The following is a 24,947-nucleotide window of genomic DNA, read 5'->3' on the forward strand; positions in this document are numbered from 1 at the left end:
GCGCGTGCGGGCCCGGACGGGGCCGCGGGCATCATGGATGAGGAACACTTCCGCTCAACGGCACAGCCGGTGCCCGCGAGACACGGGCCGAGGAGGAACACGGTGGGGCAGAACATACGAACCGGGCGGTGTGTGGTCGCCGTCGACGGACCATCCGGTTCGGGCAAGTCCACCGTCTCCCGACGGCTGGCCGTCAGCCTGGACGCCCGCTACCTGGACACCGGCGCGATGTACCGGGCGATCACCTGGGCGGTGCTGCGCTCCGGGGTCGACCCCGCGGACGCCGAGTCGGTGGCCAAGGTCGCCGGCGAGGTCGAGCTGCGCATCGGCACCGACCCCCGGGGGTACGGCGTGACCGTCGACGGCACCGTCGTGGACAAGGAGATCCGCGGCCCGGAGGTGACCGCGGCGGTATCCGCCGTCTCCGCGGTGCCGGCCGTGCGCGCCCTGCTGGTCGACCGGCAGCGGCAGATGATCGACAACGCGGGCCGGATCGTGGTCGAGGGACGCGACATCGGCTCGGTGGTGGCGCCCGACGCCGACCTGAAGGTCTACCTGACCGCCTCGGAGACGGCCCGGGCGCGGCGGCGCAGCGCCGAGGACGCCGCCGACGTGACGGCCACCGCCGCCGACCTGGCCCGGCGGGACAAGCTCGACTCGACCCGCAAGACCAACCCGCTCCAGCAGGCCCCCGACGCGGTGGTGCTGGACAGCACCGAGCTGGGCATCGACGAGGTCGTCGCCCGGCTGCGCGACCTGCTCACCGAGCGGGGTGTCCAGTGACCGAGGAGTACGGCGGCTGGGTGGAGCTGCGCGAGCCGGACCTCGACGTCGAGGAGCCGTCTGGCCCGCAGCCGGTGGTGGCCGTGGTCGGCCGCCCCAACGTCGGCAAGTCCACGCTTGTCAACCGGATCATCGGCCGCCGGCAGGCGGTCGTCGAGGACATCCCCGGGGTGACCCGGGACCGGGTGCCGTACGACGCGCAGTGGAACGGCCGGGCGTTCACCGTGGTGGACACCGGCGGGTGGGAGCCGGACGCGAAGGACCGGGCGGCGGCGATCGCCGCGCAGGCCGAGATCGCGGTGGTCACCGCCGACGTGGTGCTGTTCGTGGTCGACGCGATGGTCGGCTCCACCGACGTGGACGAGGCGGCGGTGAAGATGCTGCGCCGCAGCGCCAAGCCGGTGATCCTGGTGGCGAACAAGGCCGACAACACCGCCATCGAGATGGAGGCGACCTCGCTGTGGTCGCTGGGCCTCGGTGAGCCGCACGTGGTGTCGGCGCTGCACGGCCGGGGCTCGGGCGAGCTGCTGGACGCCATCCTGGACGCGCTGCCCGAGGCGCCGAAGATCGTGGAGAACCGGCCCCGTGGCCCGCGCCGGGTGGCCCTGGTCGGCCGCCCCAACGTGGGCAAGTCCAGCCTGCTGAACCGCTTCTCCGGCGAGGAGCGGGCGGTGGTCGACTCGGTCGCCGGCACCACCGTCGACCCGGTGGACAGCCTGGTGGAGATCGGTGGGGAGACCTGGCAGCTGGTGGACACCGCCGGCCTGCGCAAGCGGGTCGGCAAGGCCAGCGGCACCGAGTACTACGCCAGCCTGCGGACCGCCTCGGCGATCGAGGCGGCCGAGGTGGCCGTGGTGCTGCTGGACTCCAGCGAGGTGATCAGCGAGCAGGACCAGCGGATCCTGTCCATGGTCGTGGAGGCCGGCCGGGCCCTGGTGATCGCCTTCAACAAGTGGGACCTGGTCGACGCCGACCGCCGGTACTACCTGGACAAGGAGATCGAGCGGGAGCTGCGCCGCATCCCCTGGGCGATCCGGCTGAACCTCTCGGCCCAGACCGGCCGGGCGGTGGACAAGCTCGCCCCGGCGCTGCGCCGGGCCCTGGCGAGCTGGGAGCAGCGGATCCCCACCGCGCAGCTCAACCAGTGGCTCACCGCCCTGGTGCAGGCCACCCCGCACCCGGTGCGCGGCGGCCGGGCGCCGAAGATCCTCTTCGCCACCCAGGCCGGGGTCGCGCCGCCGCGGTTCGTGCTCTTCACCACCGGCCCGATCGACGCCGGCTACCAGCGCTTCGTCGAGCGCAAGCTGCGCGAGGAGTTCGGCTTCGAGGGCAGCCCGATCGACATCTCGGTCCGGCCGCGCAAGAAGCTCGGCCCGGGCGGTCGCGGCAAGGCCCACGGCTGACCTGCCCTTTTTCGGTACGCCGGGCGGGCTTCCCCGCCCGGCGCACCGTTCAACCCACCCTCCTAGGATGCCTTAGCGGTGGTGACGGGTGAGGCTGAAGTGGCGCGGGGAGGGGTGTGCGCGGCTGTGGCAGTAGCTGCGCTAAGCTGTACCGGCTGCCGCGGGGGAGACCGCGCGGGGAGCATCGGGACGTGGCGCAGCTTGGTAGCGCACTTGACTGGGGGTCAAGGGGTCGTCGGTTCGAATCCGGCCGTCCCGACACATCAGAAGCCCTGACCAGCGGAAACGCGGTCAGGGCTTCCGCTTTCTTCGATGAGGTTTTGAACCGCCACTGTCCAGCATCGACGTGCTGCGACAGCGCCGCAGGGCGTTGGCTGTCCTGGAACGCATCATCGACGCCGGGGAGCCGAGTCAGCGATGTCGTCCGGCCATCCGATCGGCGCTAGGTATCGCAACAGGTCGGGGTGGGGACCGGGCGTGGTTGCCAGTGGGAAGCTGGGCTCACCGGCGGAGGCTGCCGGGCCCGCGGCCGGTCGTGGACGGCGGGCTGACCGGCGCCGCCGGTGGTGTGTCCAGCGCGCAGTGCACCAGGTGCCTGGTCGGGGTCGCGGCCACCGTGCCGGGCAGCCGGCGAATGGTCAGCGCCGCGAGCAGGCCACCGGCCAGGCACAGGGCCGCGCAGATCAGTACCGCGGTGTGGAAGCCGGTGGAGAACCGCGCCGGCTGCTGCCAGTCACCGCCGGTGATGCCGGCGGCCGCCGGCAGCACCGCGACGGCGATCAGGGCGGCGGCGCGGGCGACGTCGTTGTTGACCGCCGAGGCGATGCCGGCCTGGTGGGCCGGCGCGGCATTGAGCGCGGCCGAGGTCAGCGGGGCCACCGTGGTGGCCAGTCCCAACCCGAACACGATCACCGCCGGCAGGACCTGGGTGGCGTACGTGCCGTCGGGGCCGACGCGTACGAGCAGGGCCAGCCCGGCGCCGACCAGCACCGGTCCGACGCTCATCTGCACGCGAGGGCCGATGCGGGCGGCCAGCGCGCCGGAATGCGCCGACAACAGCAGCATGATGATCGTGACCGGCAGCAGCGCGATACCGGACTGCAGTGGCGTGTAACCGCTCACCTGCTGCAGTTGGATGGGCAGCAGGAACAGGGCGCCGCCCAGCGCTCCGTAGACGATGAAGGTGATGGCGTTGGTGGCGCTGAACTGCACCGAGCGGAACAACCGTAGGGGGAGCATCGGCGTCGCCGCTCGGTGTTCCCAGGCCAGGAACCCGGCCAGCGCCGCTGTACCACCGACCACCGACGTGAGCACCGCGGGGTGGGTCCAGCCGGTGCCCGGCCCCTGGATCAGTCCGTAGGTCAGTCCGACCAGCCCCAGGGTGACCAGCGTGCCGCCGGTGATGTCGATGCGGGGGGCGGCGTTCCGGTCGCGTGATTCGGGTACGTGTCGCAGCGCCATGGCCACCACGAGTGCGGCGAGCGGCAGGTTGATCAGGAAGATCAGCCGCCACGATCCGGCGGCGACCAGCCAGCCGCCCACGAACGGGCCGATCGCGGTCGCCACGCCGCCCAGGCCGGACCAGGCGCCGATGGCGCGGCTGCGGTCGGCCGGTGCGAAGGCGGCCTGCAGGATGGCGAGGCTGCCGGGCGTCAGTAGGGCGGCGCCGACGCCCTGCAGCGCACGCATCGCGACCAGCATTCCGGCGGTGGGCGCGACGGCGCACAACAGCGACGCGACAGCGAACCACACCACCCCGGCGACGAACACCCGCCGCCGTCCGTACCGGTCTCCCAGCGCCCCGGCGACCAGCAGCAACCCGGCCAGGGTCAGCGTGTAGCCGATGACCACCCACTGCAACGCGGCCAGCCCGGCATTGAACTCCCGGCCGATCGCCGGCAGCGCGATGCCGACCACGGTCGCGTCGATCGAGGCCATCGCGGACCCGAGCACCATGGCCGCCACCGTCCACCGCCCGGACGCGCTCGAGAACGTCAGGCCCGACTCGGCCTCGGACGCGGTCACTGCCGAACCCATGATTGCCCACTCCCTGCCGGCGGTGTGGTCGCCGGTGTCTGTCCTCGATGCCGTCAGGGCAGCGCCGGTGTCGCCCGTACGCCGGAGCCGTTGTCAGGGTGGTGCCCGCAGGTGGGGCGAGCGCCGCATCGGTGTTCTCGAGCGCGGCGATCCGGCCGGTGGCGTGGACGAACTGTACGCACGCGTCGGCCTTCGGCGCCATCGACTCGGCAGGCGACGCGGTCGCTTCTCACCTCGTCGCAGGTTCTGGGCCCGGGTGTCCGGGGCCGTGCGCCGACAGGGCGTCGCGGAGCCCGGCGCGTGACGACACGCCGAGTTTGGGGAAGATCCGGTACAGGTGGGCGCCGACCGTCCGGTGTGAGAGGTAGAGGCGCTCGGCGATCTGCCTGTTGGTGAGGCCGCTGGCGGCCAACCGGGCGATTTCGAGTTCCTGGGCGGTCAGGGCGGCCGGCGGTGGCTCGGCGCTAACCGGGCGGTATCCGGTGGCCCGCAGTTCGACGATGCATCGGGCCAACCACGGTTCGGCGCCGATGGCGGTGAAACCGGCGCGCGCGGCGAGCAGTTGGATCCGGGCGCGGGCGAAGTCCTTACGTCGCCGCAACTTTTCCGCGAAGGCGAGTCTGATCCGCGAGGCATCGAAGAGCCAGCGCTCGGAGAGCTCGTCCTGGAGTGTTTCCTCCAGTCGATTGTCCGCTTCGTCGGTGTCGAGCACGAGGGCGTCGACGCCGTGTTGGATCAGCCTCATGCGGGGGGACAGCTCGGCGACGCGGGCGGCTCGCATGGCGTCGGCGTGTGCCCGGGCGTCGGCCGTACGCCCGGTGCGCAGTGCTGCCTCGACCAGGTCGAACATCACCCAGGTGCTGATCGGGACGTACGGTGCGAGGACGCCGGCGGGGCTTATCGCGGTGGCGTGCAGGTAGGCGGCCTCGAAGTCACCTTCCGCCACCGCGGCGAGCGTTCGGGGATGGTGGGCGATGGCCGTCGCGCCGGCGACGCCGCGGGGCAGTGCCCAGTGGGTGATCTCGTCGGCCAGCTTGAGCGCCTCGTCGCAACGGCCGCGGCCAGCCGCGACGATGGCCTGGTTGTAGAGGAAGTACCAGTTCAAGAAGGGGAGGCCGCTGGCGACGCAGACCTTCTGGGCTTCGTGGGCCAGCTCGTCGGTCTCGTCCCACCGGCCGGTGAGGAAGCCGTCGAGGCAGAGGTGCATCAGCCCGGCCAGTTGCCGGCGCGGCGCACCTCCGTCCCGGCCCTGGCGGATCAGCCGCCATGAGTGTTCTCGGTTGTCGCCGAGCCGGTCGAGGTAGACCGAGGCGGTGCCGATCCGCATGACCCGCGTCAGGTCCTCCTCCCGCGCCAGGGTGGAGATCAGCGAGTCCAGCTCGGACCGGGCGGCCGCACCGGTGCGTACGGGGTCGGCGAAGGTCCTGCTGAGCACCGAGAGGATGTCGGGCGGGCCGGGGACGAGCCGGTCCATGGCTCGGTGGAAGACGGCCCAGTGCTCGGCCGTGCCGGCGTACCAGGACAGCAGGAGCAGGGTGTGCATGGCCTCGTCCAGCGCCGGGTCGTCAGCCCGCCAGCCGTGCCCGCCCGTCTCGATCGCCCCGGCGAGCAGCCGGTGGGCGGTGTGCACGTCGCCGTCTCCGTTGATCACCAACAGGGCGGCCGCGTTGGCCGCGTGCAGCGACCCGGCGGTGCCCGGGCTGGTCGCCTGGGCATCGGCCAGCAACGTGGTCGCATCGCCGGCGCCGCCGGCTTCCGCGCCGATGTACGCGGCTTCGGCCAGTCGCCGCGCTCGGGCGTCCGCGGTGGCGCTCAGCTCCGCCGCGCGGACCAGGGCGGCGATGGCGGCCAGGGCGTCTCCACGCTGCATGACACGGTGCGCGGCGTCCTCGAGTTCCGCCGCCACCGCCTCGTCCGGGCCGGCCGTGGCCGAGGCCAGATGCCACGCGCGGCGTTCCGGGTCCGTGGGCAGTCCGGCCGCGGCGGCGAGATGGGCGTTGCGGCGCTCCTCGTGGGTGGACGTCGCGACGATCGCCGATCGGATCAGCGGGTGGCGGAAGGTGATCTGCCCGGTGGCGTCGTCCACTCGTACCAGGTCGGCCCGTTCGGCCGGCGCCAGGTCGACGAGGCTCGCCATGCCGCGCAGCACCCGTACGTCGCCGCTGCCCTCGAACGTGGCGAGCAGCAACAGCAGCCGCGTCGCCTCGGGCAGGCCGGCTATCCGCTGGGCGAAGACCGCCTGGAGTCGTTCGCTCAGCGGCACCACGTGGGACCGCTCGGCGCATTCCGCGGCGGAGCCGGTCAGGGTGCCGGGCAGTTCGACAAGGGCGAGCGGGTTGCCTTGTGCGAGGTCGATCAGGTGCTGCCGGGCACGTGCCGGCATGGTGGGGAAGCGGGTGTCCAGGAGTTGGGCGCCGGCGTCCCGGGTGAGCGGCTGAACCGTGACCTCGGTGAGGCCGCGGCGGTCGAGGAAACTCTCGGTTCCGGTGCGCGAGGCCGCCACGACGCCGACCGGCGAGCCCGGCACCCGCCGCGCGATGAAGCCCAGCACCACGGCGCTCGGCCGGTCCACCCACTGCACGTCGTCGACGACCAGGAGCACGGGCGTCTTCTTGGCGACGGTGGTGAGCAGCATGAGGGCGGCGTTGCCGACCAGCAGCGGCGCGGGGGTGGGGCCCGGGCCGAAGCCGAGGGCGACGGTGAGGGCGTCTCGCAGGGCGGGTGGCAGGCGCTGCACCTCGTCGTGCAACGGCAGCAGCAGCTGGTTCAGGATCGAGTAGCTGACGTCCGCCTCGAACTCGGAGCCGGATGCCTGGAGCACCCGCATGCCGTCCCGATCGGCCAGGTCCGCCGCGGCGGCCAGCAGCGCCGATTTTCCGATGCCCGGCTCGCCGCGGACCATTCGTACGTCGCCGCCGGCCCGCACCGACTGCAGGAATCGGCTGATCCGGGCCAACTCTGTCTCGCGGCCGAAGAGATGTTCCATGGCAACCGCCTCGATCAGGTCGGGCCGGAGCCGGAAGCGCCCAGCGGGTGGCCAGGGTTCGCCGGTTGGCGGAAGCGCCTACGTCTCGACTGACGGATGCATCATGCAATATGTTGCACGGCGGCCTCGGAGGTTGTCAAGGGTGGCGCCGATGATCAGCTCGACCGACTCTCCGCGAAGGAGAGGAGGGGAACTCCCCGGCGGGTCCGCGGACTCGCCCCAGCACAGTGCCGGTCGACCCTCGGGAGCTACCTGTCGAATGACCTAATCGTGCCACCCGTGGTCGTCTGCCGACATCGATCCGCCCCGTTGTTCGCCGTGGGCTCGCGACTGCTGATGCCGGCCCGGGAGCCCGAGTGATCCGGACAGTTCGGGCCAGGCTCTGCCGGGTCGCCGGCGCCCGGCCGCGCCCGCCCGCAGGCGAATGACTGATTCGGTACGCCGCGCCGGAGCCGACTCTGGGATCCATCAGCGGCCCGCCGCAATGTCGCATCGAGCTTCAGGGAGCCAAGCCCAGATGAAACCCACAGTCGTCCTCGTCCATGGCGCCTTCGCGGAGTCGGCCAGCTGGAACGGCGTCATCAGCCGGCTTCAAGCCGCCGGTCACCGCACCATCGCGGCCGGGAATCCGCTGCGCAGTCTCACCGGAGACGCCGCCGCCGTGTCCAGCCTTCTCGCCACGATCGAGGGTCCGATCGTACTGGTCGGTCACTCGTACGGCGGCGCGGTCGCCTCCAACGCGGCCGTCGGCAACGACAACGTCAAGGCCCTCGTCTACGTGGCCGCGCTGGCTCCGGACAAGGGCGAGAACGTGCCGGACCTGACCGGCAAGTTCCCGGGGGCCACCCTTGGTGATCACCTCTACGAGGTGCCCCTCGGCGACGGCACCGCCGACGTCTACGTCCGTCCGGAGAGCTACCACGAGCACTTCGCCGCCGACCTGCCGTTCGACCAGGCCGCGCTCGCCGCGGCAACCCAGCGGCCGTTCAACACCAACGCCCTCACCGAGGGATCCGCCGAGCCGGCGTGGAAGACCGTCCCGTCCTGGTTCATCTCTCCGGAACGGGACCTCGCCATCCCGCTCGAGACGTTCCGCTTCATGGCCGAGCGGGCCAACGCGCGGGAATCGGTCGAGGTGCCGGGCGCCTCGCACGCCCTTCCGACGTCGCAGCCACGGGCGGTGGCCGACCTCATCCTCCGGGCCGCAGCGGCTGTCTGACGCTCCACCAGGTTCCCCCGAGCGACGCCCATCGTCGCCCGATTTCCCACCATCCCTGATGGACGACCCGAGTCAGTCGGGCCGTCCTGGAACTGAAAGGACGATCCCATGAACCTCTCCTTCTTCCGTGCTTCCCGACAGCTGGCCTCCTGGACGGCCGTCGTCGCCGGTGTCGCCACCGCCGCCCTCGTCGCCGGGTCCGCCCAGGCGGTGCCGGGACACCGCCCATGGGCCAAGCCCACGGTGGTGCTGGTGCACGGCGCGTTCGCCGACTCGTCGAGCTGGAACGGTGTGATCAAGGACCTCAAGCGGGACGGCTATCCGGTGGTCGCGGCGGCGAACCCGCTGCGGGGGCTGCACTCGGACGCCGAGTACGTGCGCAGCGTGCTGGACAGCGTGCAGGGGCCGATCGTGCTGGCCGGGCACTCCTACGGCGGTTCGGTGATGAGCGAGGCCGCCGACGGGGACAAGGACGTCAAGGCGCTCGTCTACATCGCCAGTTTCGCCCCGGACAAGGGCGAGAGCACCTCGGGGCTGGCCGCGAAGTTCCCGGGCGGGCAGCTGGGCCCGGCGCTGGTGAGCGTGCCGGTGTCCATTCCGGGCGCCGGCGCGGGCACCGACCTGTACATCAAGCAGGACCAGTTCCGGCAGGTGTTCGCCGCTGACGTCCCGCGGAACGTGACCGACCTGATGGCGGCCACCCAGCGGCCGATCACCAGCGCGGCGCTCGACGAGACGGCCACGAAGACGGCGTGGAAGTCGATCCGGTCGTGGTTCATGGTGACCCGACAGGACCTGGCCATCCCGGCCGAGTCGATGCGCTTCATGGCCAAGCGCGCCAATTCGCGCACCGTCGAGATCAACGCCTCGCACGCCGTGACGGTCTCCGAGCCGAAGGCGGTGGCGGATCTGATCGACGAGGCCGCCCGCGCCACCACCCGCTGACCGATCGAGGCAGACGCCCGGCATGCCGGCTGCTCCGGCCGCCGTCATGCCGGGCGGCATCGAGAGATTTCGCCACAGTTCCCGGTGGACGTAGGAGGTTGGGACCATGTCCGTCACCAAGCACCACCAGACGCCGCTGTGCTTCGGCGTGCTCGGGCCGGTGCGGGTCTGGCGCCAGGGCACACACGTGGATCTCGGCCCTCGCCAGCAACGTCTGATCCTGGGTCTGCTGCTGGCCAACTCCGGACAGCCGGTCGGCGTCGGCGACATCGTCGAGGTGCTGTGGGGGCAGCGGCCACCGCAGAGTGCCGTGAACGTCGTGCACCGGTACGTGGGCGCACTGCGGCGGCTGTTCGAGCCCGGTCTACCGCCGAGATCCGCCGGACGGTGGCTGCTGGGCGACGCCGCCGGATACCGGTTGCGGGTCGACGCCGACAACCTGGACCTGCTGAGACTGCGCGCTCTGGCCGAACGGGCCAGGTCGGACGAGAGCGCCGGACGGCTCGCTGAGGCGATGTCGGCCTATGAGGCGATACTCGGCCTGTGGCGTGGTCCCTGCGGCGGGGCCTCGGAGCTCGGCGCGAACGATCACCTGGCCTTCGGCGTCGTCGACCACGAGTGTGCCGACCTGGTCCGCGAGGCGACCACGCTGGCGTTGCGCCTGGAACGCGCCCGAGCCGTCCTTCCCGTCCTGCGACGGATGGCGGAGCATCGCCCGTGGGACGAGGCGCTGCAGGCCCAGCTCCTGCTCGCGTTGTCCGCCGACGGCCAGCAGGCCGAGGCCATCGCGCTGTTCCGGAACGTCCGACGCCGGCTCGCCGACGAGCTGGGTGTGGATCCGGGTGAGGAGCTCCGCGAGGCGTATCAGCTGGTGCTGCGGCAGAACGCGACCGCACCCGCGACGCCGGAGACCGTCGAGCCCTCGTCCCCGAGCCCGCACCCGGGTCGGATGCGGATCGCGCGGGCGCCGTGGCGCACCGAGGTGCTGCCCGCACAGCTACCGGCCGATCTTCCGTACTTCACCGGCCGGGATGACGCTCGGCGCCGGACGCTCAGCCTGGTCAACGGTCACGTGATGTCGCAGGTGTCGATGCCGGTGCTCGCCATCGACGGGATCCCTGGTATCGGGAAGACGTCCCTCGCCATCCACCTCGCCCACCAGTTGGCCGACGCGTACCCCGACGGGCAGCTCTACGTCGATCTCCAGGGCTTCGACCCCGACCAGTCCCGGCTGCATCCCGCCGAAGTCCTGCAGGGCTTCCTCAATGCCCTCGGCGTTCCGGACGCCGACATGCCCGCCAGCCAGCACGCCCGGTCCGGCCTGTACCGCAGCATCCTGGCCGGCCGCCGTGTTCTCGTCGTGCTGGACAACGCCCACAGCGTCGAGCAGGTGCGGTCCCTGCTGCCGGGCGCCCCCGGATGCCTGGTGCTGGTCACCAGCCGTAGGCGCCTCACCGGGCTGGCGACCGCGCACGGCGCCCACCTGATGACGCTCGACGTGCTGTCGCCGGAGGACGCGCGAAGCTTCCTGATCGCCCGCATCGGCGCGGCGCGAACCGCCGCGGACCCGACGGCGCTGGACGAGATCACCGAGCGCTGCGGACGGCTGCCGCTGGCGCTGGCCGTGGTGGCCGGCCGGGCCCTGGCCCATCCGGATCGCTCGCTGACCGCCATCGCCGGTGTGCTGCGGGACGCCCAGGGCAGCCTGGACGGCTTCTCCGACATGGGCGACGACCTCCGGGCGATCTTCTCGTGGTCGTACCGAATGCTCGGCGTCCGCGCGGCCCGCCTGTTCCGACTGTTGTCGCTGCATCCCGGGTCGGACCTCACGATCCCCGCGATGGCCGGTCTCGCCGGGGTACCCCTGCCTGAGGTGCGGCTGCTCACCGCCGAACTGGTCGGGACCGGGTTGATCACTGAACACAGCCCGGGCCGCTTCACCACGCACGACCTGATCCGGGCCTACGCCCGAGAGTTGGCCCACCTGCACGAGGACGACGAGGCCAGGGAACAGGCGCTCCACCGGCTCGTCCAGCACTACCGGCAGACGGCCCACGCGACGGGTCTGCCGCTGGCCCCCGAACCTGGGCTGGACCCGCCCAAGGCGATGGACGTGGTGGTCACCGGCCGGCCGGTCGGTACCGACGGGGCCATCGCCTGGCTGAACGCCGATCGGCACGTCCGCTCGGCGGTGGTGCACCGCCGGATCGACGACGGGTACGCGACAACCCGCCGCTCGACTGGTGGGCGGTTGACCCACTCGGCGCCGGACCGGGAACTCCCGGGCGACCGGCTCGGGGTAGGCGGAATTCGCACCGGAGTGGGTAGGCGCACACGTCCTGAGCAGGGCTTGTTGAGAAACACTGCACGCAATATACTGCATATCGCAGGCGGCATGCCGCCAGTTCACCAGGAACCCCCGCTCCGGGATGGCCGGCGCGGCGACGGAAGGAAGAAGCCATGAGCACTACCGATCGAGAGATCCAGAACGTCGTGCTCGTGCACGGCGCGTTCGCCGACGGTTCGGGCTGGCGCGGCGTGTACGACAACCTGACATCCCGGGGATACCGGGTCACCATCGTGCAGAACCCGCTCACCTCGCTCGACGACGACGTCGCGGCCACCGTCCGCGTGCTCGACCGGCAGGACGGTCCGACGATTCTCGTCGGCCACTCCTGGGGCGGCACGGTCATCACCGAGGCGGGCGTCCACCCGAACGTCGCCGGGCTGGTCTACGTGTCGGCGCTGGTGCCCGACGCCGGAGAGACCTCCGCCCAGCAGTACGAGGGTTTCGCCCCGACGCCGGACTTCGTCATCGACGTGGTCGAGGGATACGGCTACCTCAACCCCGACAAGTTCAAGGCCGGGTTCGCGGCGGATGCCAGCGACGCCGACGCCGCCTTCCTGCGCGACTCGCAGGTGCCCGTCAACATGTCGGCGTTCTCGACGCCGGTGAAGAACGCCGCCTGGCGCGACAAGCCGAGCTGGGCTGTCATCGCGACCGAGGACAAGGCGTTCGACCAGGCGATGCTGCAGCACATGGCCAAGCGCATCAACGCGGAGATCACCAACGTCTCGGCCAGTCACGCCCTGTTCGCGACCCAGCCCGACGTCATCTCCGACGTGATCGTCACCGCCGCACAGAGCGCCGCCGGCGCTCGCTGACACCGACCACTGTCGACCCAGGGCCGGCTCGCACGCGCCACGCGAGCCGGCCTCGATCTCCCCGGAGTGTGACCGCATGTCCACGACCTTCCAGGTGGCGCTCTGGATCGAACTCCTCGCCGCAGGACTCGGCGGCCTTCAGGGCGCCCTGTTCGCCGCAGGAGAGCGACATCGCCGCATCGACGTGCTCGGCGTCATCGTCATCGGGCTCACCGTGTCACTCGGGGGAAGCCTGCTTCGCGACATCGTGCTCAATCAGCCGCCCGTCGTGGTCTGGAAGAACTGGTACCTGCTGGTGGCCGGCGCCTCGGCGGTCCTGGGCATGGCGCTGCAACCGGCGTTCGCGCGGGCGGACTGGCTGATCACCGTGCTGGACGCGGTCGTCATGGGCCTGTTCGGCGCGATCGCCGCCTCGAAGGCGTTGTCCCTCGGCGTCGGCGAGGCCGGAGCGCTGGTCGTGGGAGTCATCGGTGCCATCGGCGGCGGGATGCTGCGCGACGTCATCCTGGGCCTGCCGATCTCCATCCTCCAGGTCGGCACCCTCTACGCCGTCGCCGCCGGGGCGGGCGCCGGGACGCTCATCCTGCTCACCGAATTCGGCACCCCGACCCTGATCGCGGGAGTCGTCTGCGTCGTCGTGACCACGTCCGTCCGGCTGGCCGCGATTCGCTTCCGCTGGACGTTCCCGGAACAGCGCGCGGTACGCCCGCGACGCCCGAAGGGCCCGCGGCCCGTGAAGACGCCCACCGGGTAGGCGTCGGCGCCCGGACGGGTGACCGCCCCCACGGCCCAGCCTCGTCTGTCGACGCTTCCCGACCATCTCGCGGCGGCCTGAGCGCCTGGTCGTCCGGTCCGGGGCCCACCCGGCGCGGAAAACTGACGTCCCGCCGCTACGAATGCGGCATCCCGACGTTCAATCAGACATCGCTGAATTTCTGTCTGTCTAGTCACCGCTCCGGGTGGTTGTCTCCGACAGTCGCGCGCATGACGCTGTTTGTGGCGGGCCGGAACGGACCGAGATGGGTCGCCGGCCGACCATTCGTTCCGCACGGAAACCAGAACTGGGGAGGGTGTCAGTATGCAGAGGAGAATCCGTACCGCAGCGGGCCTGACCGTGGCCGGTATCGCGGCGATGGTGGGAATTCAGGCCCAGCCCGCACTGGCCGTCGACGTTCCGGAAACGGGACTGAGCATTTTCGAGGGTACGTTCGCTCGATCCGTCCTGTACGTGGCCGAACCTGACGGTAGCTGCACGGCGATGCCACCGACCGCGGACTCACTCACCGGCGAGCGCACCATCGAACAGGTGAGCGCGTTCACCGGCCCGGACTGCACCGGGGACCAGTGGAATCTCGGCACGTTCCGCACCTTCCCAACCGGGAAGTACCAGTCGTTCCGCGCGTTCATGTTCACCCGCTAACTGGGGTCGTGAGCCCTCGGCGGATCCGCCGGTCTCGTCAGGGCGGCGTATCTGGCGAACCGGCGGCCCGCTCAGCAGTGGCTGCGGGCAGCCTCCGGTGTCCGGGTGACGGCCTTGGCCATCCCGACGTTCTGGCCCGCGGCGGTGAGCGTGGCGATCAGCACGTCGGCTTCGCTGTCGGTCAGTGGTACCGGTCCGGCGACAGCGGCGAAGACGATGGCGTGCGCGACCTCGACCGGGTGGTTTCCCGCCAGCCGCTTTCCCAGCGCCGCGACGAGCTCCTCCGGCAGGCGCCCGGCGAGGGCTCGGAGGAGTCGGAAGAGGTCGGTTCCCGGTTCTCCCGGTTGCGTCATTCGGATCACCTCTCGCTGCGGTCGACGTGGGTGGTGCGGCACTCAACTGTTGATCAATGCGTTGCGCAGGAACCGCGTGGCGTAGTGCGCGCGGGATTTGACGGTCCCGACCGGGACACCGAGCCGCGCGGCGGTCTCATCGACGGAGTTTCCCTTCACGTACAGCTCCGTCAGCACGGACCGGTGGGCGGCGCTGAGTAGACCGATGGTGTGTTGCATGGTCACCGTCGCGATCGCCGTGTTCGCCGCCTCGCTCCCGGCCGCGGGCTCGATGTCGAGAAGGCTCACCTCCACGGGCCGCGACTGCCGCTTGCGGTGCGCGTCGATCGCCAGCCGGCGGGCCACCGCGAACAACCAGCGCCGCTGTGAATCGGGCTCGGTCGGCACCGTGTCGAGTCGCCGCCAGGCACGCAGCATGGTCTCTTGGAGGAGGTCCTCGGCGGTGTGGCCGACGCCGGGGGAAACGAGGCCACGCAAAAAGTAGAGCAGCGCGCCGCTGTTGTTCCGGTGAATGTCCCGCAGCCGCGCCTCGGCGCGGCGGTCCGGACGGTGTGTGGCAGCCGCACCGGGCGCACGAAGGTCGGACCCGATGGCGTCGGTCGTTGTGATCATGGCTCGCCCCTGTAGCAATCCGGCAGGTGGGAGCAAAGCGTATGGGGGAGCGGGTGAAAATCTACTTCATTGGTAGTTACGTCGATGTGGACGAATTATGGGCGGAGGATTGTCGGTAGGGGGTGGCGTCCGATGCAATCGGTAAATGCGACGACCTTCCTGCCTTTATGGGATGGCTGCTGTGACGATGCGAAAAAAAGGGGGGTCGCCTTCCGCGCTCCGAACTCGGTTGGCCGGTGTTCGCCCGGCCGCCGGCTGATGGGCCGGTCGCGAGCGGCCCTCGGTGGGTGATCCTGGACGACCTCGACCAGGCCGAGGTGGCTCACCGCCGGCTGGCCCGGTCCGGCGCTCGACCCGGCGGTCCGCACCCGACGCGAGTGGGATGTGCCTCGTTGACAGGCGCTACCACGCAGTGTGGAATATATTGCATGCCGATCCCCGAGCGCCAGGGTGTGATTCCGCGAGCCCTGCTGCGCGAAAATGCCTACCGGTCGATCCGCGACGCAATTGTCGACGGCACTCTGGCGCCGGGGGAGCGGCTCAACGACGCGGATCTGGCGCAGTGGCTGGGGGTGAGCCGCACCCCGGTGCGCGAGGCGCTGGCCCGGCTCGAGGAGGCCGGCCTCGTGCAGACCAAGCCCGGCCGGTACACCATGGTCACGCCGCTGGACGTGCAGGCCGCGAGGGCGGCGCAGTCGGTCACCGCGGCGATGCACGAGCTGGCCGTGCGCCAGGCCGTGCCCCAGTTGTCGGCGGAGGAGATCGAGGCCATGCGGGCGGCCAACCGGCGGTTCGCGGCGGCGCTGCGGGCAGGTGACGTCGATGCCGCGATCGCCTCGGACGACGAATTCCACGGCGTCGCGGTGACGGTCGCCGCCAATTCGGCCATTCGCTCGGTGCTGGAGCAGTTCACGCCGATTCTGCGACGGCTCGAACGCCTTCGCTTCTCGTCACTGAACGGGCGCGCCTCGGTGGCCCTGCACGAACGCATCATCGAGTTGTGCGAGGCGCGCGACGTGGATCGCGCGGCGGTGGCGGCCCGGGACAACTGGCTGAGCCTGGATCCCCTGTTCGATTTCTAGACGCCCGCGCAGTAGGCGCCGGTTCGTCTTTCGTCGAGGGCGGGGCGGCGGGCGGGTGCCGCCGTGCTGCGGCCTTGTTGCGTCGTCGGGGCGTGGGTGACGGCGTCCCGCGAACCGGCGCGGTCGGGCGCCGATCATGTTGCTCCTTGACAGCCTCGCGTCCATGACATGCAATATATTGCATGCTGGGCTGCGGGCCCCTTGCTTCCCGCCCCGGCTCGGTTCCCGGTCTCGCGCGCCACCCCTCGCGTGGGACACCCCCGACGAAGGAGTGACCCATGTCCCTCGACGCGTTCGAGCGCTACCCGCTGCTGTTCGGCCCCAGCCCGATCCACCCGCTGGACCGGCTCAGTGACCACCTCGGCGGCGCCCGGATCTGGGCGAAGCGCGAGGACTGCAACAGTGGCCTGGCCTTCGGCGGCAACAAGACCCGCAAGCTGGAGTACCTGCTGCCGGACGCGCTGAGGCAGGGCGCCGACACGCTGGTCAGCATCGGCGGCATCCAGTCGAACCACACCCGCCAGGTGGCCGCGGTCGCCGCGCGGGCCGGCCTCAAGGCCGTCCTCGTGCAGGAGAGCTGGGTGGACTGGCCGGACCCGGTCAACGACCGGGTCGGCAACATCCTGCTGTCGCGGATCATGGGCGCGGACGTACGCCTGGTGGGGGACGGTTTCGGCATCGGCTTCAAGCAGAGTTGGCACCAGGCGCTCGACGACGTCCGCGCCGCCGGCGGCACGCCGTACGCGATCCCGGCGGGCGCCTCCGACCACCCGCTGGGCGGCCTCGGCTTCGCCAACTGGGCGTACGAGGTGCAGCGGCAGGAACAGGAGCTCGGTGTCTTCTTCGACACGATCATCGTGTGCAGCGTGACCGGCAGCACCCACGCCGGCATGATCGCCGGGTTCGCCGGCCAGGACCGGCCACGGCGGGTGCTCGGCATCGACGCCTCCGCCACGATCGACGAGACCCGGGCCCAGGTGACCAAGATCGCCCGCAACACCGCCGAGCTGATCGGGCTCGGCCGTGACCTGCGCGACGACGAGATCACCGTGCTGGCGGGCTGGGCCGGCGACCGCTACGGCGTCCCGGTGCCGTCGACCGTGGACGCCATCCGCCTCACCGGCCGGCTGGAGGGCATGATCATCGACCCGGTGTACGAGGGGAAGTCGATGGCCGGGCTGATCGACCTCGTCCGCGACGGCGACATCCCCCGGGACTCGAACGTGCTCTACGCCCACCTCGGCGGCCAGCCGGCCATCAACGCCTACAGCGGCGTGTTCGCGTAGCGCCCGGCCGGCCGCGAGAACCACGTCCCGATCGGTGGGCCTGTTCCTGCGGTGACCGCCCGATGTGTCGTGTGCCGCAGCGGTGAACGACACGCGCAGGGTGCCGTCGCACCGGATGGGCGGCGGCACACGCGCGCGGCCCGGCGGCCGACGCCACGGCCGGCCCATCTGCCGGGACGGCTGACCGGACCGGAGGTCACTGCGGACGACCGACCTCGAACCGGCCGTCGCGGGACAGCACCGTGACGGTGACGGTCGCCGGCGCACCGGCGACCTGAGCGGAGCAGGAGAAGCTACTGCCCACGGTGACCGACCGGCCCGGCGGGCAGGCGACGAGGTCCGCGTCGAGCTGGTAGTCCTCGCGCAGCACCGACAGCACGCCCTGCTGGAGCGCCGCCGTGTCGAAGACCTTCCGGTGGAGGAATCCGGGCCAGGCCAGCCCGAGTACGAGCACCAGCGCCACCACGGCCACGACCGGGCCGGCCACGGCGATCACGAGTTTCCGGGAGACGCGCCGTCGACGCCCGACGGGCGGGCTCGCCCCGGTGGAATCCGGCCCCCACTGCGCCGGTGGTGCCGGTGCCCAGCCAGGGGCGGGCGTCGGGGAGCCGCCGTCGGCTCCCGGGTACGGGGTGGTCATTGTCGTCTCCTCTTCGGGCTCAGCGGGCGGCGGCAGGGCTGGGCGTGCTGACCACCTCGGGTCCGGAACCGGTGCGCTCACCGGTCGGGCTGATCGCGAACCAGGTGCCGCCGACCCCCTGCCCCAAGGTGTCGCCCGGCTCGGTGTCCTTGGCGAACAGGTAGACGGGCCAGCCGGCGATGGTCACCTGGCAGGTGCCGTCGGCCCGCTCCACGTAGCCGACCAGCTTCGGGTTGATCCCGCTCGGGTAGATCTGCCCGGCTGACCTGACGAGCAGCGGCGGCCACGTCGCGGCGCACTCGCCGGCGCAGTTCGACGTCGACGGCTCGGCGGTGTCCTTGTCGAACCGGTACAGCGTCCGGCCCTGCCCGTCGGCGACGTACGTGCCGAGCTCGGCGGACGCGGTCCCGTTCAGCTCGATGACGGTGCTGCCCCGCCCGGTGTCCGGCGCGGGGGAGAGCGCGACGTCGGACGGGCCGCTGTAGATCCGTACCCGACCCTGGGTCTTCGCCACGGTCGGGGCCGCGACCGGGCTCGCCGGGGCCTCGATCACCTCCGGCGGGCTGCCGGCCTCCGCGGTCGGACCCGGCGTCGCCGGCGCCACCGTGCGGGCCGCCACCGTGGCCGGCGTCGCCGGCCCGGTCACCTCGTCGCCACACGCGGCCAGGGCCGCCACACCGGCCAGTGCGATCGCGGCCCGCGCGATCCGGCTGTGCACAAGCATCTCTGCTCCACCTCGTGTTCGGGGAGGACCGCGCCCGTACGCGTGATCCGGCATCCACACGGCGTGGCCGGCGAAGTGGTTCACCGAGTCCCCGGTCCCGACGTCGAATCCTGCGCTGAACCGTTCCGGGCGACCGTCCGTGTGGGTGGCGGCGACGGCGGAAGGCGGCCCACGAGAGGCCACCCCGCGAAGCCGGTGAACGACCGACGACACGAAGGAGCGGAACGTGGCCACCTACCACATCGTCAGCGAGGACATGCAGGAAGCCTCGACCTGGCTGAAGCAGAACATGCAGACGCTGCTGGACGGGATGAACCAGGCCAAGAGCAAGATCGACACCCTGATCCAGGGTGGCTACAACACCCCGGCCGCCCAGCAGAAGTTCGGCCCGTACTTCGACGAGTACAAGGGCAGCGTCGACCAGACCCTCAACGGCATGGAGGGCATCAGCCAGTACCTCTCGCAGGTCAGCGACGCGTTCTCCGAGACGGACAACCAGACCGGGGCCAGCCTCGGCCGCTGAACGACCGGACGGGCCCGGGGCCGCGTGGTGAGCGAATCACCGCGCGGCCCCGACCGTCTTTCCCGACGGACCATCCGACCAGGAGACCCTCGTGCGCCTGCAGCTCACCGTTGCGGATCCGTCCACCGCCGTCCTCGACTACCAGGTCGAGGCGGACCCCGACACCACTGTGGGGGAACTCGCCGAGGCGCTCGCCGCGCGTCGGCCGGACCCCGCCCGCCGACCACCGGCGATCTTCGTCGCCGGGGCGCCCGTGGACCCACAGCTCACCCTCGCCGAAGCCCCGCTGCGGCAGGGCACCGTGATCGGGCTGGACCGTCCCGTGCCGCAGGCCCCGACGCAGCCGCCGGGGCTGGTGCAGGTGCGGGTGGTCAGCGGCACCGACGCCGGCGCGGTCCATCCGCTCGACCTCGGCGAGCACACCATCGGCACCGCGAGTGTCAGTCGGGTCCGCCTCACCGACCCCTCGCTCGCCCCCGTCGTGGCGTCGGTCCGGGTCAGCCCGGACGGCGCGTGCCGGATCCGACCGGCCCGGCCCGGCCTCCTGCTCGACCGGGCCGAACTCGACGACGAACAGGTGTGGTCGCCCGGCGGTCAGCTCGCCGTCGGCTCGTCCCTGTTGGAGCTGCGCGTGCCGGTCCGGGCCGAGGCCGCGCTGCAGATCTCCGAGGACCGCACCGGCCTGGACTACAACCGTCCGCCACGGTTGCTGCCGGAGGTCCGCGCGACCCAGTTCACCCTGCCGTCGCTGCCGTCGCCGCCGGAACGCCGCCCGTTCGTGCTGATCACCGTGCTGGCCCCGCTGGTGGTCTCCGGCGCCGCCTACCTCATTACCGGCAATCCGCTGACCCTGCTCTTCGCCATCCTGTCGCCGGTGGCGCTGATCGCCGGTCAGGTCAGCGCCCGTCGGCAGGGAAAGGCCAGCTACCGTACCCGGCTCGCCGAGTACGAGGCGAAGCGGACGCGGATCAGCGCCGAGGCGCAGGAGGCGTTGGCGGCCGAGCGGCTGGCCCGGCGGGACAACTTCCCCGACCCCGCCGCGGTACGACTGATGGCGGTGGGACCGGAGCGCCGCCTCTGGGAACGACGCCGCACCGACCCCGACTTCCTCGAACTGCGGGCCGGCAGCGCCGACCTGCCGTCCGAGGTGCTGCTGCGGGATCCCAGCCAGGACGAGCACCGCCGAGAGGTGCGGTGGAGCGCCCTGGACGTGCCGGCGACCGTGCCGGTGCGCAGACACGGTGTGGTCGGTGTCGCCGGCGGCGCCACCGCCCGGGTGACGGCCCACTGGCTGGTCGCCCAGGCCGCCACCCTGCACAGCCCCGAGGACCTCCAGATCTATCTGCTCGCCGGTGCGGGTGACGAGGAGGGCTGGTCGTGGGTCGGCTGGCTGCCGCACGCGGCGCCGCGCGACGGCCAGGACACCCTCGCCACCGTCGGCACCGACACCCAGACCATGGCCCGCCGGGTGGCCGAGCTGGGCGCGGTGATCGCGGCCCGCGCCGGCGCGCGAACGGACGGGGCCTTCCGCGACGTCCTCGTGGTGCTCGACGGGGCGCGGCGGCTGCGGTCCCTGCCCGGGGTGACGCAGATCCTGCGCGAAGGACCCGCGGTCGGGGTGTACGCGATCTGTGTCGACGCCGAGGAGCGGTTGCTGCCGGAGGAGTGCCAGGCCGTCGTCGCCGAGCAGCCCGACGGCTCGCTGCTGGTGACCCGGACGCTCGCCGCGCCGATCCCCGGGGTGCACCCGGACCTGCTCTCCACGCGGTGGCTGCGTATGGTGGCCCGCGCGCTCGCGCCGTTGCGGGACACCGGTGGCGGGGACGACGGCGCCGCCCTGCCGGACGCGAGCCGGCTGCTCGACGTGCTCGGCATGGAACCGCCGGAGCCGGACGCGGTGGCGGCCCGGTGGACCACCGGAGGCCGGACCACCGAGGCGGTGCTCGGCGTCTCGTTGGACGGGCCGTTCGCGCTGGACCTCAAGCGGGACGGACCGCACGCCCTGGTCGCCGGGACCACCGGTTCCGGCAAGTCGGAGCTGTTGCAGACCCTGGTCGCCTCGCTCGCCGTCGCCAACCGGCCGGACGCGATGACGTTCGTGCTGGTGGACTACAAGGGTGGCAGCGCGTTCAAGGACTGCGTCCGGCTGCCACACACCGTCGGCATGGTCACCGACCTCGACACCCACCTGGTCGGTCGGGCGCTGACCTCGCTCACGGCGGAGCTGAAGCGGCGTGAGCACATCCTCGCCGAGGCGGGTGCGAAGGACATCGACGACTACGTCGACCTGCTGCGGCGCGAGCCGACCCGGACGTCGATGCCACGACTGTTGATCGTGATCGACGAGTTCGCGTCGATGATCCGCGACCTGCCGGACTTCGTGACCGGTCTGGTGAACATCGCCCAGCGGGGCCGGTCGCTCGGCATCCACCTGGTGCTGGCCACCCAGCGGCCGGGCGGGGTGGTGTCGCCCGAGATCCGGGCGAACACCAACCTGCGGATCGCCCTGCGGGTCACCGACACCAGCGAGAGCCAGGACGTGCTGAACGCCCCGGACGCCGCCTCGATCCTCAAGTCGACGCCGGGCCGCGCGTTCGTCCGCCTCGCCCAGTCGTCGCTGGTGCCGTTCCAGGCCGGGCGGGTCGGTGGCTTCCGCCCGGGCGCCCGCGCCGAGGTCCGGGCGGCGCCCTGGCTCGCGCCGGTCTCCTGGCAGGACCTGGGCCGGCCCCGGCCCAGCCGCCCCGGCGTGCAGGCCGCGCCATCGGCCGAACTCACCGACCTCGCCGTGCTGGTGGAGGCCGTCCGGGGCGCCAGCGAGCAACTCGCCATCGCGCCGCCGCACAGCCCGTGGCTGCCGGCGCTGCCGGACACGCTGACCGTTGACACGCTTCCCGCGCCGCGCGGCAGCGGCTACCACCTGCCCGCGGTGGCGTACGGCCTGGTCGACCTGCCGGCGCAGCAGGAGCAGGCGCCGCTGGAGCTGGACCTGGGGACGCTCGGGCACCTGCACGTCATCGGATCCTCGCGCAGCGGCCGGTCGCAGGCGTTGCGGACGATCGCCGGCACCGCGGCGGGCGCGCACTCGACCGCCGACGTCCACCTCTACGGGGTCGACTGCGGCAACGGGGCCCTGCTCGCCCTCACCGAGCTGCCGCACTGTGGCGCGGTGGTGCAGCGGACCGAGGCCGAACGGCTCGGCCGCCTGTTCGCCCGCCTCGTCGCGGAGCTGGGACGCCGCCAGCAACTGCTCGCCGCCACCGGCTCGGCCGGGCTGGTGGAGTACCGGGCCGCGGCGGCCGAGGCCGACCGGCCGCCGCACATCCTGGTGCTGCTGGACCGGTTCGAGGTCTTCGACAAGACGTTCGCCGACTACGACAACGGCAGCATCATGGCGGCGCTGCTGACCCTGCTGCGCGAGGGCGCCGGGGCCGGCATCCACGTGGTGCTGGCCGGCGACCGGAGCATGTTCAGCACCCGGATCTCGTCGACGACCGACGACAAACTGGTGCTCCGACTCACCGAACGCAGCGACTACAGCCTGGTCGGCATCAACCACCGGCAGCTGCCCGACGAGATCGGCACGGGCCGGGCGATCCGGGCGGCCGACGGCGCGGAGGCGCAGATCGCCCTGCTCACCCCGGACAGCTCCGGGCAGGGTCAGGCCCGCGCGCTCGCCGCGATCGCCGAGACGGCGCGACTGCGCGACGCGGCAGTCGATGCCGCCGGCCGTCCGTTCCGGATCGACGTGCTGCCGGACGAGCTGACCCTGGCCCAGGCGAGCGTGCTGTCCCGGCCGGGCGGCCCGCTCTGGACGATGCTGGGCGTCGGCGGGGACGAACTCTCGGCCATCGGCCCGGACCTCGGGACCAACCCGTCCTTCATCCTGGCCGGACCGCCCCGGTCCGGGCGGAGCACGGCCCTGCTGACGATGGTCGCCGGTCTGCTGGAGCGGGGCACGCCGGTGGTGATCGCGGCACCCCGCCGATCCCCGCTGCGGGACCTGGCCGGGGTGCCCGGGGTGCTCGACCTGGTGACGAGCGAGAACTTCACCTCCGCCGGGCTCGCGGCGGCCCTGGCCGGGCGCGCCGGACCGGCCGTGGTCGTCCTGGACGACGCCGAGCAGCTGCTCAAGTGCGACGCCGGCAGCGATCTCGGTGAGATCGCCCGGGTCGGGGCGGAGAACGGCCTCGGGTTGATCCTGGGCGGTTCGATCGACGGCCTCTCCGGCGGCTTCGGCGGTTGGCACGTCGACGCCCGCCGCAACCGGCAGGGCGCGCTGCTCAGCCCGCAGGGACTCGGCGACGGTGAGCTGATCGGCGTGAAGCTGTCCCGCAGCCAGCTCGGCGGCGGGCGGCCGGGCCGGGTGCTCGCCCACTTCGGCGACGGCCGACCGCATCTGGTGCAGGTGCCCCGGACCGAACCGGCCGCGCTGCGGAAGCTGCCGGCCGGGGCCGACGACGCCGGATAGCAGGCGACCGCGACGACGGGTCCGGCCCGGATCGGGCCGGACCCGACCGTCTCCGGCCAACGCCGAGGGCCGGAAACGCCCGGCCGAGGTAGCCCCGGGTACGAAGACGGCCCGGGTACGCAACCGCCCCGGCGCCCCGACCGGGCACCGATACGACGTTGGGGGGACACCACCCCCAGGTGTCCCCCCAACGCAGGTCGGCAGTCACCCCTGGCTGCCGACCTCCCCCGGGGAGGCTGCCGGCGGCGTGAGCGCGGGCGCCTCCCCCTCATACGAGAAGGTCAGTGTCGCGGTGATCGCGGCGAAGAGTTCGAAGATCTCCTCCGCCTCCGCGAGATTCGGGCTCGAACCGGTGACCACCACCACGTTCGCGGATCCCGGTAGTGGTACGACGGTGTGCATCACGGCGCTGCGCATGGTGGCGCCGTCCTGGGTGACGTGCTGGATGCCGTGCACCCGGCCGACGGTGCCGATCGCGGGAAGGTGGGCGGTGCTCACCCGACGCCAGGTGCCGTCGGCGTGGGCGGGCTGCGCGACAGCGGTCAACGCGCCGATGATGTCGCCGGTGGCGGGCGGGTTGACCACCGAGACCAGCACGGTGGCGATGAGCGCGCCGTCCTCGTACACCTGGAAGGTGCCGGCGGCGTGCACCGTGCCCGCGTCGCGGGCCTGGCGCACCGACCGGCGGAGCTGCTCGGCGTACTGTCCCGCCTGCTCCTCGGTGAACCCGCCCGCGCGGGCCCGGGTCCACACCTCGTCCGCGACGCGGTTCTCACTCGCCTGGTCGGCGACCGAGAAGTCGACCCAGTCCGGCGGCGTCCGCAGCTCGAAGCCGGTCGGGACCGCCACCGACGTGCCTCCCGCGCCGGTCAACTCGTGGCCCCGTCCGACTCGAGCGCGGCTGCCGTCTGGTCGTCGGTCTCCCGGAACGCGTCGGCCACCGCCTTGGCGGCGTCGCGGACCCCTTCGAGGTCCTTGGCCACCACGTACCGTCCGTCGCCCCAGCGCTTCTCGAACTCGCGTGCGGCCGACTCCAGCTCGCGCTGCCCGAGCGTGTCGACCACCGGACCCATCGACCTGATCGGGGAGCTGTCCATCAGCTCCCTGGTGCGCTGCAACAGGTCGTGCACCCGGATCAGCTCCGCGCCGGGTACGTCGATCACGCTCATGCCGCCACCCCGACGTCGAGCCTGCCCCGCTTGCCCATCCCCGATCTCCTCCCCGGTCAATGACTTCGCGCCGTACACGGACGGCCGGTCGGATCGGTTCAGTCCGGCTGAACCGTTTCCACGACCGCCACG

Annotated in this window: 20 protein-coding genes and 1 tRNA gene; 13 read left to right on the plus strand and 8 right to left on the minus strand. The window is 72.0% G+C overall.

Annotation, left to right across the window (positions count from 1 at the left end; all coding sequences use genetic code 11):
• Positions 1 to 102: 102 nt before the first annotated feature.
• The 3 genes from cmk (at position 103) to K7640_RS21940 (ending at position 2,445) form a co-directional block, all read left to right on the plus strand.
• Positions 103 to 783, plus strand: a complete 681-nt coding sequence (cmk, locus tag K7640_RS21930; RefSeq protein WP_222956761.1) for a (d)CMP kinase — start codon at positions 103 to 105, stop codon at positions 781 to 783.
• Positions 780 to 2,186 carry a ribosome biogenesis GTPase Der gene (gene der / locus K7640_RS21935; RefSeq protein ID WP_374198111.1) on the plus strand — a complete coding sequence of 469 codons (1,407 nt, stop codon included), beginning with the start codon at positions 780 to 782 and terminating at the stop codon, positions 2,184 to 2,186. Before cmk ends, der begins: the two co-directional genes overlap by 4 nt.
• A 185-nt stretch (positions 2,187 to 2,371) precedes the next feature.
• A tRNA-Pro gene (locus tag K7640_RS21940) sits at positions 2,372 to 2,445 on the plus strand.
• Between the two features lie 242 nt (positions 2,446 to 2,687).
• Here the strand turns inward: K7640_RS21940 and K7640_RS21945 are convergent.
• Both K7640_RS21945 and K7640_RS21950 read right to left on the minus strand, forming a co-directional pair.
• On the minus strand, positions 2,688 to 4,223 hold the full coding sequence (locus tag K7640_RS21945; protein WP_222956762.1) for a DHA2 family efflux MFS transporter permease subunit: 1,536 nt from the start codon (positions 4,221 to 4,223) through the stop codon (positions 2,688 to 2,690).
• 229 nt (positions 4,224 to 4,452) lie between these two features.
• Entirely contained in the window at positions 4,453 to 7,209 is a 2,757-nt protein-coding gene (locus K7640_RS21950) for an AAA family ATPase (protein ID WP_222956763.1), read from the minus strand.
• Between the two features lie 517 nt (positions 7,210 to 7,726).
• Between K7640_RS21950 and K7640_RS21955 the strand changes: the two genes are divergently transcribed.
• The 6 genes from K7640_RS21955 to K7640_RS21980 all read left to right on the plus strand — a co-directional run bounded on the left by K7640_RS21955 (position 7,727) and on the right by K7640_RS21980 (position 13,958).
• A complete protein-coding gene (locus K7640_RS21955; RefSeq protein WP_255609718.1) occupies positions 7,727 to 8,428 on the plus strand; it encodes an alpha/beta fold hydrolase in 702 nt (233 codons plus the stop codon).
• 108 nt (positions 8,429 to 8,536) lie between these two features.
• Entirely contained in the window at positions 8,537 to 9,373 is an 837-nt protein-coding gene (locus tag K7640_RS21960; protein WP_222956764.1) for an alpha/beta fold hydrolase, read from the plus strand.
• Between the two features lie 418 nt (positions 9,374 to 9,791).
• Positions 9,792 to 11,837, plus strand: a complete 2,046-nt coding sequence (locus tag K7640_RS21965; protein WP_222956765.1) for a BTAD domain-containing putative transcriptional regulator — start codon at positions 9,792 to 9,794, stop codon at positions 11,835 to 11,837.
• Entirely contained in the window at positions 11,834 to 12,538 is a 705-nt protein-coding gene (locus K7640_RS21970; RefSeq protein ID WP_222956766.1) for an alpha/beta fold hydrolase, read from the plus strand. Before K7640_RS21965 ends, K7640_RS21970 begins: the two co-directional genes overlap by 4 nt.
• Positions 12,539 to 12,632: 94 nt before the next feature.
• Positions 12,633 to 13,292, plus strand: coding sequence for a trimeric intracellular cation channel family protein (locus K7640_RS21975; RefSeq protein ID WP_222956767.1), 660 nt, complete (start codon positions 12,633 to 12,635; stop codon positions 13,290 to 13,292).
• 324 nt (positions 13,293 to 13,616) lie between these two features.
• Positions 13,617 to 13,958, plus strand: coding sequence for a hypothetical protein (locus K7640_RS21980; RefSeq protein ID WP_222956768.1), 342 nt, complete (start codon positions 13,617 to 13,619; stop codon positions 13,956 to 13,958).
• 71 nt (positions 13,959 to 14,029) lie between these two features.
• Here K7640_RS21980 and K7640_RS21985 read toward each other — a convergent pair whose 3' ends face one another.
• Together K7640_RS21985 and K7640_RS21990 are read right to left on the minus strand one after the other, a co-directional pair.
• Positions 14,030 to 14,320, minus strand: coding sequence for a hypothetical protein (locus tag K7640_RS21985; RefSeq protein WP_222956769.1), 291 nt, complete (start codon positions 14,318 to 14,320; stop codon positions 14,030 to 14,032).
• Between the two features lie 33 nt (positions 14,321 to 14,353).
• Positions 14,354 to 14,923 (minus strand): sigma-70 family RNA polymerase sigma factor, encoded by a 570-nt coding sequence (locus tag K7640_RS21990; RefSeq protein WP_222956770.1) that lies wholly within the window; start codon positions 14,921 to 14,923, stop codon positions 14,354 to 14,356.
• Between the two features lie 428 nt (positions 14,924 to 15,351).
• On the opposite strand from K7640_RS21990, the gene K7640_RS21995 reads away from it, so the two are divergent.
• The gene (locus K7640_RS21995; RefSeq protein WP_222956771.1) at positions 15,352 to 16,005 is read left to right on the plus strand and encodes a GntR family transcriptional regulator; all 654 of its coding nucleotides are present in this window, start codon (positions 15,352 to 15,354) and stop codon (positions 16,003 to 16,005) included.
• A 278-nt stretch (positions 16,006 to 16,283) separates the two neighbouring features.
• The gene (locus K7640_RS22000) at positions 16,284 to 17,291 is read left to right on the plus strand and encodes a 1-aminocyclopropane-1-carboxylate deaminase (RefSeq protein WP_222956772.1); all 1,008 of its coding nucleotides are present in this window, start codon (positions 16,284 to 16,286) and stop codon (positions 17,289 to 17,291) included.
• Between the two features lie 196 nt (positions 17,292 to 17,487).
• Here K7640_RS22000 and K7640_RS22005 read toward each other — a convergent pair whose 3' ends face one another.
• Both K7640_RS22005 and K7640_RS22010 read right to left on the minus strand, forming a co-directional pair.
• Positions 17,488 to 17,931: a DUF4333 domain-containing protein gene (locus K7640_RS22005; protein WP_222956773.1), complete on the minus strand. Its 444-nt coding sequence runs from the start codon at positions 17,929 to 17,931 to the stop codon at positions 17,488 to 17,490.
• Between the two features lie 19 nt (positions 17,932 to 17,950).
• The gene (locus tag K7640_RS22010) at positions 17,951 to 18,655 is read right to left on the minus strand and encodes a hypothetical protein (RefSeq protein ID WP_222956774.1); all 705 of its coding nucleotides are present in this window, start codon (positions 18,653 to 18,655) and stop codon (positions 17,951 to 17,953) included.
• Between the two features lie 226 nt (positions 18,656 to 18,881).
• Between K7640_RS22010 and K7640_RS22015 the strand changes: the two genes are divergently transcribed.
• On the plus strand, positions 18,882 to 19,178 hold the full coding sequence (locus K7640_RS22015; RefSeq protein WP_222956775.1) for a WXG100 family type VII secretion target: 297 nt from the start codon (positions 18,882 to 18,884) through the stop codon (positions 19,176 to 19,178).
• A gap of 91 nt (positions 19,179 to 19,269) precedes the next feature.
• A complete protein-coding gene (locus tag K7640_RS22020; RefSeq protein ID WP_222956776.1) occupies positions 19,270 to 23,646 on the plus strand; it encodes an FtsK/SpoIIIE domain-containing protein in 4,377 nt (1,458 codons plus the stop codon).
• A gap of 204 nt (positions 23,647 to 23,850) precedes the next feature.
• Here K7640_RS22020 and K7640_RS22025 read toward each other — a convergent pair whose 3' ends face one another.
• Positions 23,851 to 24,495 (minus strand): hypothetical protein, encoded by a 645-nt coding sequence (locus K7640_RS22025; protein ID WP_222956777.1) that lies wholly within the window; start codon positions 24,493 to 24,495, stop codon positions 23,851 to 23,853.
• Between the two features lie 20 nt (positions 24,496 to 24,515).
• Positions 24,516 to 24,815 carry a hypothetical protein gene (locus K7640_RS22030; protein ID WP_222956778.1) on the minus strand — a complete coding sequence of 100 codons (300 nt, stop codon included), beginning with the start codon at positions 24,813 to 24,815 and terminating at the stop codon, positions 24,516 to 24,518.
• Between the last annotated feature and the right edge of the window lie 132 nt (positions 24,816 to 24,947).

The organism is Micromonospora sp. PLK6-60 (assembly GCF_019890675.1).
Classification (GTDB): Bacteria; Actinomycetota; Actinomycetes; order Mycobacteriales; family Micromonosporaceae; genus Micromonospora.

Excerpts from the sequence above, each read along its gene's own strand:
- K7640_RS22030 (WP_222956778.1), bottom strand. The coding sequence starts at position 24,815 with ATGAGCGTGATCGACGTACCCGGCGCGGAGCTGATCCGGGTGCACGAC.
- K7640_RS22010 (WP_222956774.1), bottom strand. The coding sequence starts at position 18,655 with ATGCTTGTGCACAGCCGGATCGCGCGGGCCGCGATCGCACTGGCCGGT.
- K7640_RS22005 (WP_222956773.1), bottom strand. The coding sequence starts at position 17,931 with ATGACCACCCCGTACCCGGGAGCCGACGGCGGCTCCCCGACGCCCGCC.
- K7640_RS21945 (WP_222956762.1), bottom strand. The coding sequence starts at position 4,223 with ATGGGTTCGGCAGTGACCGCGTCCGAGGCCGAGTCGGGCCTGACGTTC.
- K7640_RS21955 (WP_255609718.1), top strand. The coding sequence starts at position 7,727 with ATGAAACCCACAGTCGTCCTCGTCCATGGCGCCTTCGCGGAGTCGGCC.
- K7640_RS21980 (WP_222956768.1), top strand. The coding sequence starts at position 13,617 with ATGCAGAGGAGAATCCGTACCGCAGCGGGCCTGACCGTGGCCGGTATC.
- K7640_RS21960 (WP_222956764.1), top strand. The coding sequence starts at position 8,537 with ATGAACCTCTCCTTCTTCCGTGCTTCCCGACAGCTGGCCTCCTGGACG.
- K7640_RS22000 (WP_222956772.1), top strand. The coding sequence starts at position 16,284 with ATGTCCCTCGACGCGTTCGAGCGCTACCCGCTGCTGTTCGGCCCCAGC.
- K7640_RS21950 (WP_222956763.1), bottom strand. The coding sequence starts at position 7,209 with ATGGAACATCTCTTCGGCCGCGAGACAGAGTTGGCCCGGATCAGCCGA.
- K7640_RS21995 (WP_222956771.1), top strand. The coding sequence starts at position 15,352 with ATGCCGATCCCCGAGCGCCAGGGTGTGATTCCGCGAGCCCTGCTGCGC.
- K7640_RS21970 (WP_222956766.1), top strand. The coding sequence starts at position 11,834 with ATGAGCACTACCGATCGAGAGATCCAGAACGTCGTGCTCGTGCACGGC.
- K7640_RS21990 (WP_222956770.1), bottom strand. The coding sequence starts at position 14,923 with ATGATCACAACGACCGACGCCATCGGGTCCGACCTTCGTGCGCCCGGT.